Below are 12,242 nucleotides of genomic sequence, written 5' to 3'. Positions count from 1 at the left end.
AGAACAACAGAGGAGCGACTGCCGGTTCGCGGTCAGGCCGTGGGCCCTGTCCGGCGCGCTCCACGATATGGGAAACTGGTCTAGACAGCCTGGTCTAGACCTCTTCTAGGTACCCGAGACATCCGAAGGGCAGCATCACATGGCTGAGCGCCGCGTCAACGTCGGCTGGGCCGAGGGCCTCCACGCCCGCCCCGCATCCATCTTCGTCCGGGCCACCACGGCCTCCGGTGTCCCCGTGACGATCTCCAAGGCCGACGGCAACCCCGTCAACGCGGCCTCCATGCTGGCGGTCCTGGGCCTGGGCGCCCAGGGCGGCGAGGAGATCGTCCTCGCCTCCGACGCCGAGGGCGCGGACATCGCGCTCGACCGGCTGGCGAAGCTCGTGGCCGAGGGACTGGAGGAACTCCCCGAAACGGTCTGAGCGACGCGATAAAGGCCTGAAAGGCCATCCGCGGACAACATCGAAGGGCTCGTCCGATTTATCGGGCGAGCCCTTCACATTTCCACGACACAAACAGAGAGGAAATCGTTGTGCGGGCAGCGGAAATCATGCCCTTCGAATTCCTTCCCTCTTTGTATACGGCGCCCGTGTTAATGCCGCAGGCTCTGCATGTTTACGGGGTGTTGCGAAGTCCTCACACGGTCCGGGCGTTCCGCCCCGCCGGGCCCGGCCGGAAATCGGAGGCGGTGCACGGTGGTGGCGCGCTCGGTGTGCAGAGCAGTGATCGTCCGGGCCCGCTCACTGTCGCCGCGTGCGACCGCGTCCACGATGCCGCCGTGCTCGGCCCAGGACTCCACGGGGTTGGCCGGCGCCTCGATCGCGTACATCCAGGCGATCTTGTGCCGCAGCTGGGCGAGTGTCGAGGTCAGCGCGGGACTGCCGGACGCCTGTGCGAGCGTCTCGTGGAACCAGCCCCCCAGGGAGCGCAGGTCGTCGCTGCTGCCCCGCCTGGCCCGCTCCTGGCCGAGTCTCACCAGGCCGCGCAGGACCTTGAGGTGCGCTTCGGTGCGGCGCTGGGCGGCGCGGGCGGCACCCAGCGGCTCCAGCAGCATGCGCATCTCCAGGAGGTCGGCGGCCTCCTGTTCGGTCGGTTCGGCCACGCACGCGCCCGCGTGCCGCCGGGTGACCACGAAGCCCTCGGCCTCCAGCGTGCGCAGCGCCTCGCGCACGGGGACCCGGCTGACACCGTACCGGCGGGCGAGCAGTTCCTCGGTGAGACGGCTGCCGCGCTCGTAGACACCCGCGACGATGTCATCACGGATCGCCGTGCATACCGAGTGCGCCGGAATACGCATGACCGACCTCCGTCTTAATCCCCGTGAAACGTCGATGATTGACGTGTGTTCCAGCGACTCTATTGCAGAGAGCGGGAATTTCCGACGGCGGACCGGAATCCATGGATATTTTTTGGACAGGAGGTACGTCACAACGCGGAAAGCCCCGGCTCGGTGAGCCGGGGCCTCCTGGGAAGCGCTGAGCGGTTCGTCAGACGTTCACGCCGTGCGAGCGCAGATACGCGGCAGGGTCGACGTCCGAGCCGTACTCGGCCGTCGTCCGGGCCTCGAAGTGCAGATGCGCGCCGGTGACGTTGCCGGTCGCCCCGGAGAGGCCTATCTGCTGGCCGGGGGTGACCGTCTGGCCGACGGAGACGCCGATGGACGACAGGTGGCCGTACTGGGTGTACGTGCCGTCGGTCATCTTGATGACGATGTTGTTGCCGTACGCGCCGCCCCAGCCCGCTTCGACGACGGTGCCGGAGCCGACCGCGTGGACGGCGGTGCCCGACGCGGCGTGGAAGTCGATGCCGGTGTGGCTGCCGGAGGACCAGACGGCGCCGCCGGCCTTGTAGCCGGTGGAGATGTACGAGCCGTTGATCGGGGCGACGTAGGCGTTGAGGCGCTCGCGCTCGGCGGCGCGGGCGGCGCGCGCCTTGATCTCCTCGCGCTCCTCGGCGGCGGCACGTTCCTGCTCGGCCTTCTCGGCGGCGGCCTTCCGGGCCTCCTCCTGCGCCTTCTTCTTGGCGGCGGCCACCTCGGCGGCCTGCTGCTGGGCGGCGGCCTGGGCGTCGACCTGGTCGGCGACCGTGTCGCCGAGGGTGATGATCTGGTTCAGTCCGGTCTGCTCGGCTGCGGGCTCCGCGGCGAGTGCCGGGGCGGCCAGGGTGCCGATGACACCGGTGGTGGTGAGAGCGGCTACGCCCACGTTCCTCGTGGTCGTGCGCTGCACACGGCCGGGGCGGCGGTGCTTCCCGGGGGCGCGGGTGAACGCCATGAAGTGGCTGGTCCTTTCCTTCCCTCTCGCCTACCGGGTTAGCTGACGGGTTCGGAGCAGGAAGGTCTCCTACGGATGCCCCTCGTTTCGCGGTGCTCCGCGAAGGGCGTCCGATTCACCCCAGGGACTGCGGTGGGTCCCCGGCTCCCCTGGCTCGCGCCATGCGGGGACTCGGCGATGGCTGTCCGGTGCCGCGGGTGCGGCGAACTGCTGACGAACAGCCGGACTGACGCTAAGTGGGCCGTCTTCGAAATAACAAACGGATCACGGGTTTTGTTGCGTACGCCACAGCCCAGACACACAACCTCCCCCATCAATATGGACAAACGGGGGCTCTGGTGACTCTTCAGTCACCAGGGCCCCTTGAGTATGTGTGCTTCCGTCCGGTTCTCTACTCGGCCGGTACGACGGTGACTTCGCCGATGCCGAGGGCCCTGACCGGCTCCTCGATCTGCGCGGCGTCCCCTACGAGGACCGTCACCAGACGGTCCACCGGGAAGGCGCTCACGGCCGCCGCGGTGGCCTCCACCGTGCCGGTGGCGGCGAGTTGCCGGTACAGCGTCGACTGGTAGTCGTCCGGCAGGTACTGCTCGACCTGGTCGGCCAGCGTGCTCGCCACGGCCGCGGCCGTCTCGAACTTGAGGGGGGCGACGCCCACCAGGTTCTGTACGGCGACGTCGCGCTCGGCGTCGGTCAGGCCCCCGGCGGCGAGGGTGCGCAGCACGGTCCACAGGTCGTCGAGCGCCGGACCCGTGTTCGGGGTGTCGACGGAGCCGCTGATGGCGAGCATCGCGGTGCCCGAGCCGTCGGGCGCGGCGCGCAGCACCTGGCCGAACGCGCGCACACCGTAGGTGTAGCCCTTCTCCTCGCGCAGGACACGGTCCAGGCGGGAAGTGAGGGTGCCGCCCAGGCAGTACGTGCCGAGCACCTGGGCCGGCCACACCCGGTCGTGCCGGTCGGCGCCGACCCGGCCGATGAGCAGCTGGGTCTGGACGGCGCCGGGGCGGTCCACGATGATGACCCGCCCGGCGTCGTCGGCACTCACCGACGGCACGGGGCGCGGCTTGGCCGGGGAGCCCGTCCAGGCGCCCAGGGTGTCGCCGAGCAGCGCGGCGAGGTCCACCCCGGTGAGGTCCCCGACGACCACGGCGGTGGCCGTCGCGGGCCGTACGTGCTTCTCGTAGAAGGCGCGTACGGCCGCGGAGTCGATGCTCGCCACGGTCTCCTCGGTGCCCTGGCGGGGGCGGGACATCCGCGAGGTGGCCGGGAACAGCTCCTTGTAGAGCTCCTTCGCGGCCCGGCGGCCCGGGCTGGCGGTCTCGTGCGGGATCTCGTCGAGCCGGTTGGCCACGAGCCGCTCGATCTCGCTGTCCGCGAACGCGGGTGCCCGCAGGGCGTCGGCGAGCAGGCCGAGCGCCTTGGCCAGCCGTGACACGGGCACTTCGAGGGAGAGCCGTACGCCGGGGTGGTCGGCGTGCGAGTCGAGGGTGGCGCCGCAGCGCTCCAGCTCGGCGGCGAACTCCTCGGCGGAGTGCTTGTCGGTGCCCTCGGAGAAGGCCCTGGTCATGATCGTGGCGACGCCGTCGAGACCGGCGGGCTCGGCGTCCAGCGGCGCGTCGAGGAGGACCTCGACGGCGACGACCTGCTGGCCGGGGCGGTCGCAGTGCAGCACGGTCAGACCGTTGTCCAGCGTGCCGCGCTCGGGCGCCGGGAACGCCCAGGGCCTGGCCTCGCCGGCCTGGGGCTGCGGGTGGAAGTCCATGGTCGCGAGCTCGGTCACTTCGCCGACTCCTCGTTCTCGTCGGTGGTTTCGGCGGCCTCCGTCGCCGCGGCAGTCGCCTCGGCGGCTTCCTCTTCCTCGTCCGCGCCCTCTTCGCCGGCGACGGGCTCGTAGACGAGCACCGCGCGGTTGTCGGGCCTCAGGCGCGCCTTGGCGATCTCCTGGACCTCGTCGGCCGTCACCTCGAGGACGCGGTCGACGGCGGTCAGGGCGAGCTTCGGGTCGCCGAACAGGACCGCGAACCGGCACAGTTCGTCGGCGCGGCCCGAGACCGTGCCGAGCCGGTCCAGCCACTCGCGCTCCAACTGGGCCTGAGCGCGTTCCATCTCCTCCGCCGTGGGACCCTCCGCGGCGAACCGGGCGAGCTCCTCGTCGACGGCGGCCTCGATGACGGGCACCTCGACATCGCCCGAGGTCTTCACGTCCAGCCATGCCATGGAGGGCGCGCCGGCCAGCCGCAGCAGGCCGAACCCGGCCGTCACGGCCGAACGGTCACGGCGTACGAGCCGGTTGTACAGGCGGGAGGACTCGCCGCCGCCCAGGATGGTGAGCGCCAGGTCGGCCGCGTCGCACGCGCGTGTGCCGTCCTCCGGGAGCCGGTAGGCCGCCATCAACGCGCGCGCGGGCACGTTCTCCTCGACGACCTCGCGCAGCTGCTCGCCGATGACGTCGGGCAGCCCGCCGTCCCGCGGCTCGCGCTTGCCGTCGTACGCCGGGATGGACCCGAAGTACTTCTCGACCCACGCGAGTGTCTGCTCCGGGTCGATGTCCCCGACGACCGACAGGACGGCGTTGTTCGGCGCGTAGTAGGTACGGAAGAACTCGCGGGCGTCCTCCAGGCTGGCCGCCTCCAGGTCCTCCATCGAGCCGATCGGCGTGTGGCGGTAGGGATGCCCCTCCGGGTAGGCCAGGCGGAAGATCTTCTCGAAGGACGTGCCGTACGGCACGTTGTCGTAGCGCTGCCGGCGCTCGTTCTTGACGACGTCCCGTTGGTTGTCCAGGTTCTTCTGGTCGAGCGCGACGAGCAGGCTGCCCATGCGGTCGGCCTCCAGCCAGAGCGCCAGCTCCAGTTGGTGGGTGGGCATCGTCTCGAAGTAGTTGGTGCGCTCCCAGCTCGTCGTGCCGTTCAGCGAACCGCCCGCGCCCTGGACCAGCTCGAAGTGCCCGTTGCCCTGCACCTGGCCCGAGCCCTGGAACATCAGGTGCTCGAAGAGGTGGGCGAGGCCCGTGCGCCCCTCGACCTCGTGGCGGGAGCCGACGTCGTACCAGAGGCACACCGCCGCGACCGGGGTCAGGTGGTCCTCGGAGAGCACCACGCGCAGGCCGTTGTCCAGGCGGTGCTCCTTCACTGTCAGGCCTTCGGAGCCTGCCTCGGCTGTGGCCGTGTGACCCATGGGCATGTACGTCCCTTCGATCGCTGTGCTGTAATCGCGGAATCCGTCCTGGAATCCGTCGTGGAATCGTCGCGGAAACCGCTGTTTTCCTGCCGGTCCTGCCACTGTATGCAAGCGCGCGGACCCCTGGAGAAGTTCCCGGGGGTCGTACGCCGAGAGCGAGACCGGGGTTACGCGCGCGGAGCGCCTTCGTTCGGTTCGGCGCACGACGTTGACGTGGCCCGGTGGACATCGCGAGGCCTCGGCCGGAGCGGCGTTCGCCGGGCTGTGGTCCGCGTTGTCAGTGCGGCAGTCCACAATGGTCCGCGTCAGACCCCGTTCACGTCTCAGTCGGAGTGAGCCGGAGACGTGAGTGCCCCGTAGGTGAGCGACCAGAAAAAGAGGAGCCGGCAGCGATGGCCCGCCGCAGCACGAAGACCCCGCCGCCCGACGACACGTACGAGGAGAAGATCCTCGACATCGACGTCGTCGACGAGATGCAGGGCTCCTTCCTGGAGTACGCGTACTCGGTCATCTACTCCCGAGCCCTGCCGGACGCCCGCGACGGTCTGAAGCCGGTGCACCGGCGGATCGTCTACCAGATGAACGAGATGGGCCTGCGCCCCGACCGCGGCTATGTGAAGTGCGCCCGCGTCGTCGGCGAGGTCATGGGTAAGTTGCACCCGCACGGCGACTCGTCGATCTACGACGCCCTGGTGCGACTCGCCCAGCCCTTCTCCATGCGGCTCCCCCTGGTCGACGGCCACGGCAACTTCGGCTCGCTGGGCAACGACGACCCGCCGGCCGCCATGCGGTACACCGAGTGCCGGATGGCCGACGCGACGAGCCTGATGACGGAGTCGATCGACGAGAACACGGTCGACTTCACGCCGAACTACGACGGCCAGGAGCAGGAGCCGGTGGCGCTGCCCGCCGCCTTCCCGAACCTGCTGGTCAACGGCTCGTCGGGCATCGCCGTCGGCATGGCGACCAATATGCCGCCGCACAACCTGAGCGAGGTCATCGCGGCCGCCCGCCACCTCATCCGGTATCCGAACGCCGACCTGGACACGCTGATGCGGCACGTCCCGGGCCCCGACCTGCCCACGGGCGGCCGGATCGTCGGCCTCTCCGGCATCCGGGACGCCTACGAGACGGGCCGCGGCACCTTCAAGATCCGCGCCGCGGTGGCGGTGGAGACGGTGACGGCCCGCCGCAAGGGCCTGGTCGTCACCGAACTGCCGTTCACCGTCGGCCCGGAGAAGGTGATCGCCAAGATCAAGGACCTGGTCGGCTCGAAGAAGCTCCAGGGCGTCGCCGACGTCAAGGACCTCACCGACCGCCAGCACGGCCTGCGTCTCGTCATCGAGATCAAGAACGGCTTCGTGCCGGAGGCCGTCCTGGAGCAGCTCTACAAGCTGACGCCGATGGAGGAGTCCTTCGGCATCAACAACGTGGCCCTGGTCGACGGCCAGCCCCTCACCCTGGGCCTCAAGGAGCTCCTGGAGGTCTACCTCGACCACCGCTTCGAGGTCGTGCGCCGCCGCTCGGAGTTCCGCCGCACCAAGAAAAGCGACCGCCTTCACCTGGTCGAGGGTCTGCTCACCGCGCTAGTGGACATCGACGAGGTCATCCGGCTGATCCGCTCCAGCGACAACTCCTCGCAGGCCAAGGAGCGCCTGATCGAGCGCTTCGCCCTGTCGGACATCCAGACGCAGTACATCCTCGACACCCCGCTGCGCCGTCTCACCAGGTTCGACCGCATCGAGCTGGAGTCCGAGCAGGACCGGCTCAACGCCGAGATCGCGGAGCTGACCCGCATCCTGGAGTCGGACGCGGAGCTGCGCAAGCTGGTCTCCGGTGAACTGGCCGCGGTGGCGAAGAAGTTCGGCACCGAGCGCCGTACGGTGCTGCTGGAGTCCTCGGGCTCCTCGGTGGCCACAGTCCCGCTCCAGGTCGCGGACGACCCGTGCCGGGTGCTGTTGTCGTCGACGGGTCTGCTGGCCCGTACGGCCAACGGCGAGCCGTTCGCGGTGGACGAGGACGGCAAGCGCGCCAAGCACGACGTCATCGTCTCCGCCGTCCCGGCGACGGCCCGGGGCGAGGTGGGCGCGGTGACCTCCACCGGCCGCCTGCTGCGCCTGAACGTGGTCGACCTGCCCCAGCTGCCGGAGACGGCGGCGGCACCCAACCTCGCGGGCGGCGCCCCGATCACGGAGTTCCTCTCCCTCCAGGACGGCGAGACCCTCATCTGTCTGACGACGCTCGACGAGTCGTCGCCCGGGCTGGCCATCGGCACCGAGCAGGGTGTCGTCAAGCGGGTGGTCCCCGATTACCCGACCAACAAGGAGGAGCTGGAGGTCATCACGCTCAGGGAGGGTGACCGGATCGTCGGCGCCGTCGAGCTGCGTACCGGCGAGGAGGACCTCGTCTTCATCACGGACGACGCCCAGCTCTTGCGCTTCCAGGCCTCGGTGGTCCGTCCGCAGGGCCGTCCGGCGGGCGGCATGGCCGGCGTCAAGCTCACCGAGGGCGCGAAGGTCCTCTCCTTCACGGCGATCGACCCGGCCGTGGACGCCGTCGTCTTCACGGTGGCGGGCTCCCGCGGCACGCTCGACGACTCGGTCCAGACCACGGCCAAGCTGACCCCCTTCGACCAGTACCCCCGCAAGGGCCGTGCCACGGGCGGCGTCCGCTGCCAGCGGTTCCTCAAGGGCGAGGACTGTCTGTCCGTCGCCTGGGCGGGGCCCGTCCCGGCCCGCGCCGCCCAGAAGAACGGCACCCCGGCCGAGCTCCCGGAGATCGACCCGCGCCGCGACGGCTCGGGCGAGTCCCTGGGCAGGACGGTGTGGTCGGTGGCGGGACCGGTGTGAGCCGAGGCCGTCGGCGACGGCCGTAGTCAGCGGCTGTCGTCAAGAACCCGGGGTTCCTCGGGTTCCTCGGGTGCGTCGGGTTCCTCAGCCTCCCGCTCCTGTACGTAGCGGAGGACGCCCCACATGCTGTGCTCGTCGGCCTGTGGGGCGTCGTCCTTGCACGCCTCCAGTTCCTTGGTCAGGGCCTTGCCGTCGATCCCCGCCCCGATGAGCACGAGTTGGGTGAGCCGGGGTCCGTCATCGTCGTTCCAGGGCTCGGGGCAGAACCGCAGGAACCGCCCGACGGCGTGCACGGCGTAGCGGTTGCGGACGTCGTACGGACCGAAGTCGACGTACCCCTTGATCCGGTAGAGCCCTTCGGATCTGCTGTCGAGGAACTCCATGAGCCGCCGTGGGTTGATCGGCAGGTCGGAGACGAAGGCGAGGCTGTCGTAGCCGGTGTGCGGATGCCCGGCGTGATCGCCGCCTTCGCCCGCGCCCCCGTTCTCCTCGGCCTCGTCGTGTCGGTGGAGGTCGTCGAAGGAGAGCTGGCCGATGCGTTCCTCGGAGGGCCGGCAGTCGAAGAGGAACTCGGGGTCGATACGCCCGTAGGTGGCGGGCACGACGGCCGCGCGATCACTGAGTGAGCGGACGAGCGCCAGGACCCGATCCCCGTCCTCGGCCCGGTCGAGCTTGTTGACGACGACGAGGTCGGCGATGGCGAGATGCCGGTCGAGCTCGGGATGCCGCTGCCTGGTCTCAAGGAACTCGGCCGCGTCGACGACTTCGACGAGCCCTCCGTACATCACCCGGGGATTCTCGCTGGCGAGCACCATCCGCACGAGTTCCTGCGGCTCGGCGAGCCCGCTGGCCTCGATGACGATGACGTCGATCCCGGCAGACGGCTCGGCGAGCCGCTCCAGATAGAGATCCAGCTCGCCGGCGTCGACGGCACAGCACAGACACCCGTTGCCCAGCGAGACGGTGGAATCGCCGAGCGCCCCCGCCACCGCCATCGCGTCGATCTCGATCGCCCCGAAGTCGTTGACGACCGCACCGATACGGCTACCGCCACTGCGGTGGAGCAGGTGGTTGAGCAGCGTGGTCTTGCCGGAACCGAGGAATCCGGCGAGGACGACGACCGGGATCTGCTGCGGAACCGGTGCCCCCGGCAAACCCTGCGGACTCAGCCCCGAACCAGGGCTAGGACCCGGTCCAGGGCTCGGGCTCGGGCTCGGACCAAGGCTCGGGCTCGGACTCGACGACTGGCTCAACGCGCGCCCTCTCTCACACCGTCACACCGTTGCGTGCGCCGGCTCGCGGCCGGCCGCCGCACGAGGGCGGCTCATGGACCGGCTCTCACCGGAACACCGCGGCTCTCGTACGGCCTTTGAATGCCGCCCCAGGATACGAGTGGGGGCGAACACCACGTCGAGTGAACGATTGTTAGCGGCGCCCGCGGGGCACACGTTGGGCATGGCGCCGGTTCGCGCGACCCGCACATCCCTCCGTGCGCCTCCTCTCCGCCTCCCCGGCCGGCCAACGCCTCTGGGTGACACTGGAAGGCGGCAAGCGCCGCCCACCGCTCGCCGGTCCCCATCCTGTCGACCCACACCCGACGACCGGCGGTTGGACGCCTGAACCGGGGGTTGACATGGCCACACAGAATTTTGGGGCACGGGGACTCGGCCCTGCCGCGGCAGCGGGTTTCGCCTTCGCGGTGGGAGCGCTTGGCGCGTTCGTCGTGGAGCGACGCATCAGCACCGTACTGCGGCGCCTGGAACGGCTGGAACGCGAGACGGAGCAGCGCACGTCGCTGACCGCCTATCAGCAGCACAACTTCGACCTGGTCATGAGGGCGGCCTCGGACCCGACACTGTTGCCGGTTCTGAACGCCTACGAGGAGGAGCTGTCCGAGGAGAGGCAACGGCAGTACCTCTTCGCCAACCTCCTCTACACACACGTCCTGCAGGGCTATCGGGTGGGCGTCTTCAGCCGGGCGGAGCTGTACGGCCACCTTCGCGGCATCTTTCAGAGCGCCCTGATGCGTGACTACTGGGCAGCCACGCGTCATCACCGGTCAAGCCTGAAGGAGGGCTCGGAGGAGTCGGAGATCGGCAAGATGGTTGACGCCCTGATCCACGACCTGGAGGAAGCGAGCACGGACGAGTGGTGGGTCGTGGGCGAACCGCCCGCCGAGTGACGCCGCCCTCGCCCCCACGGCCTACGCCCCATGACCCTCACTCCATGGCCCTCACTCCATGGCCCTCGCTCCGTGGCCCTCGCGCCCCCACGGCGCTCGCGCCCACACAGCGCGACCCCTGCCTCCGCCTTCACTCCAGCACGTCTCCTATGCGTGCGTATCAAACGACTCCAGATGGATAGGTTGGCCCCGCTCGTATCACTACTCCCAAGGATCGAACCCGTTGAAAATCGTGCGCCGCATCGGTGCGTCCCCCCGCGAGAGGGGCAGTGCCGCGGGGCAGACGTGCCCAGACATCTTCGAACTGCAGGATGGCAACTTCGCAGTAATCGGGACTGATCAGACAGAGAAACTCGACCCCGAGCTTCCCGCTGACGCCTCGCGCGCAGACTACGAGAGGATCGTGGTCATCAGCCGCGAGACTCTGATCCGGGCAAAGTCGGACATCCCCGACGCCTGATCCTCACATGGGGGCTCGCCTGCACTACAGTGCGGGCCCCTGGCGCTCCCCGTCCGGTGGCCATGAGCGCACGGCTCGATCCGCCGCAGCAAGCGCGCCGTTCACACCGCCCGCCGCGGAGTCGGTCAGGCCCTCACGGGCACCGCCACCGGCGCCCCCGGCCCCACATAGCGCGCGGCCGGCCGAATGATCTTCGAGTCCTCCGCCTGTTCGAGGATGTTGGCGCTCCAGCCGACGGTACGGGCCGCCGCGAAGGTCGGGGTGAACATCTCGCGGGGCAGACCGCAGAGTTCCATGACGACTCCCGCGTAGAACTCGACATTGATGTGGAGCTCGCGGCCGGGCTTCAGTTCGGCGAGGATCGACTCGACCTGCCGTTCCACCTCCACCGCGAAGGCGACACGGGGTCCACCGAACCGCTTCGCGATGCCGCGGAACATGCGGGAGCGGGGGTCCTCGGTGCGGTAGACGGGATGGCCGAAACCCATGATGCGGTCACCGGCGAGGACGCGTTCACGGATCCAGGCATCGATGCGGTCCGGGGTGCCGATGGCGTCGAGGGTGTCCAGGGCGCGGCTCGGGGCGCCTCCGTGGAGGGGGCCGGAGAGCGCACCCACGGCACCCACGAGGCAGGCCGCCACATCCGCGCCCGTCGACGTGATCACCCGTGCAGTGAACGTTGATGCATTGAATCCATGGTCAATAGTTGAGATCAAGTATTGCTCGATCGCCCGCGCCTTGAGGGGTTCGGGTTCCGAACCGGTCAACATGTAGAGGTAGTTGGCGGCGTACGACAGGTCGTCGCGCGGTTCGACGGGGTCCAGCCCCCGCCCCAGCCGGTACAGCGCCGTGAGCAGGGTGGGTACGGCCGCCGACGCGGCCAGGGCGTCCGCGCGACGCCGATCCGCGTCGAGGTCGTACACCGGCCGGAAGCCACGGGAGGCGCCGAACAGCGACAGGGCGGTGCGCAGACCGGACAGCGGGCCGGAGTGGGCACTCGCCCCCGCGATCACGGGCAGCGCGGCCCGTACGTCGTCAGGCAGTCGGCGCAGGGGCCGGACCCGGGTGGCGAACGCGTCCCGCCGCGACACGTCCGGCAGTTCGCCGTGGACCATCAGGTGCCAGACGTCCTCGAAGTCACGGGTCTGGGCGAGGTCGACGGCCGAGTACTGACGGTAGTGGTAGAAGCCCTCCTGCCCCCTGACGTCACCCAATGAGGTGTCGGTGACGACAACGCCCGCGAGTCCTCGCGGCACGTCGACGGGGTTGATCACGGCCCGATTGCTGGACATGTCTCCTCCT

At 69.6% G+C, this 12,242-nt stretch carries 10 protein-coding genes and 1 riboswitch; of the genes, 4 read left to right on the top strand and 6 right to left on the bottom strand.

Annotated elements, in window-relative coordinates; all coding sequences use genetic code 11:
• The first annotated feature begins 139 nt into the window (after positions 1–139).
• Complete coding sequence (locus I8N67_RS06870; RefSeq protein WP_200301681.1) at positions 140–421, top strand: HPr family phosphocarrier protein; 282 nt, start codon at positions 140–142, stop codon at positions 419–421.
• A gap of 170 nt (positions 422–591) precedes the next feature.
• On the opposite strand, the gene I8N67_RS06865 is transcribed toward I8N67_RS06870, so the two are convergent.
• The 4 genes from I8N67_RS06865 to I8N67_RS06850 all read right to left on the bottom strand — a co-directional run bounded on the left by I8N67_RS06865 (position 592) and on the right by I8N67_RS06850 (position 5,446).
• On the bottom strand, positions 592–1,296 hold the full coding sequence (locus tag I8N67_RS06865; RefSeq protein ID WP_200301680.1) for a GntR family transcriptional regulator: 705 nt from the start codon (positions 1,294–1,296) through the stop codon (positions 592–594).
• A 190-nt stretch (positions 1,297–1,486) separates the two neighbouring features.
• Entirely contained in the window at positions 1,487–2,272 is a 786-nt protein-coding gene (locus tag I8N67_RS06860) for a M23 family metallopeptidase (protein ID WP_200301679.1), read from the bottom strand.
• Positions 2,273–2,284: 12 nt separating this feature from the next.
• Positions 2,285–2,459: riboswitch (cyclic di-AMP (ydaO/yuaA leader) on the bottom strand.
• Between the two features lie 204 nt (positions 2,460–2,663).
• Positions 2,664–4,052, bottom strand: coding sequence for a M16 family metallopeptidase (locus I8N67_RS06855; RefSeq protein WP_200301678.1), 1,389 nt, complete (start codon positions 4,050–4,052; stop codon positions 2,664–2,666).
• A complete protein-coding gene (locus I8N67_RS06850; protein WP_234045239.1) occupies positions 4,049–5,446 on the bottom strand; it encodes a M16 family metallopeptidase in 1,398 nt (465 codons plus the stop codon). The genes I8N67_RS06855 and I8N67_RS06850 overlap by 4 nt, the downstream gene beginning before the upstream one ends.
• A 395-nt stretch (positions 5,447–5,841) precedes the next feature.
• On the opposite strand from I8N67_RS06850, the gene I8N67_RS06845 reads away from it, so the two are divergent.
• Positions 5,842–8,298, top strand: a complete 2,457-nt coding sequence (locus I8N67_RS06845; RefSeq protein WP_200301676.1) for a DNA gyrase/topoisomerase IV subunit A — start codon at positions 5,842–5,844, stop codon at positions 8,296–8,298.
• 26 nt (positions 8,299–8,324) lie between these two features.
• On the opposite strand, the gene I8N67_RS06840 is transcribed toward I8N67_RS06845, so the two are convergent.
• Entirely contained in the window at positions 8,325–9,452 is a 1,128-nt protein-coding gene (locus I8N67_RS06840) for a CobW family GTP-binding protein (RefSeq protein WP_234045215.1), read from the bottom strand.
• Between the two features lie 545 nt (positions 9,453–9,997).
• Here I8N67_RS06840 and I8N67_RS06835 point away from each other — a divergent pair.
• Positions 9,998–10,480: a DUF6082 family protein gene (locus I8N67_RS06835; protein ID WP_307835167.1), complete on the top strand. Its 483-nt coding sequence runs from the start codon at positions 9,998–10,000 to the stop codon at positions 10,478–10,480.
• A 223-nt stretch (positions 10,481–10,703) separates the two neighbouring features.
• On the top strand, positions 10,704–10,940 hold the full coding sequence (locus tag I8N67_RS06830; protein ID WP_200301673.1) for a hypothetical protein: 237 nt from the start codon (positions 10,704–10,706) through the stop codon (positions 10,938–10,940).
• Positions 10,941–11,065: 125 nt separating this feature from the next.
• On the opposite strand, the gene I8N67_RS06825 is transcribed toward I8N67_RS06830, so the two are convergent.
• Complete coding sequence (locus I8N67_RS06825) at positions 11,066–12,232, bottom strand: citrate synthase/methylcitrate synthase (protein WP_200301672.1); 1,167 nt, start codon at positions 12,230–12,232, stop codon at positions 11,066–11,068.
• Positions 12,233–12,242 lie beyond the last annotated feature (10 nt).

Origin of the sequence: Streptomyces adelaidensis, from assembly GCF_016598475.1 — a bacterium.
Taxonomy (GTDB): domain Bacteria; phylum Actinomycetota; class Actinomycetes; order Streptomycetales; family Streptomycetaceae; genus Streptomyces; species Streptomyces adelaidensis.
The sequence above is the reverse complement of the archived record's forward strand: the minus strand, read 5'-3'. Positions and strand labels throughout refer to the sequence as shown.

Excerpts from the sequence above, each read along its gene's own strand:
- I8N67_RS06860 (WP_200301679.1), bottom strand. The coding sequence starts at position 2,272 with ATGGCGTTCACCCGCGCCCCCGGGAAGCACCGCCGCCCCGGCCGTGTG.
- I8N67_RS06865 (WP_200301680.1), bottom strand. The coding sequence starts at position 1,296 with ATGCGTATTCCGGCGCACTCGGTATGCACGGCGATCCGTGATGACATC.
- I8N67_RS06845 (WP_200301676.1), top strand. The coding sequence starts at position 5,842 with ATGGCCCGCCGCAGCACGAAGACCCCGCCGCCCGACGACACGTACGAG.
- I8N67_RS06850 (WP_234045239.1), bottom strand. The coding sequence starts at position 5,446 with ATGGGTCACACGGCCACAGCCGAGGCAGGCTCCGAAGGCCTGACAGTG.
- I8N67_RS06825 (WP_200301672.1), bottom strand. The coding sequence starts at position 12,232 with ATGTCCAGCAATCGGGCCGTGATCAACCCCGTCGACGTGCCGCGAGGA.
- I8N67_RS06870 (WP_200301681.1), top strand. The coding sequence starts at position 140 with ATGGCTGAGCGCCGCGTCAACGTCGGCTGGGCCGAGGGCCTCCACGCC.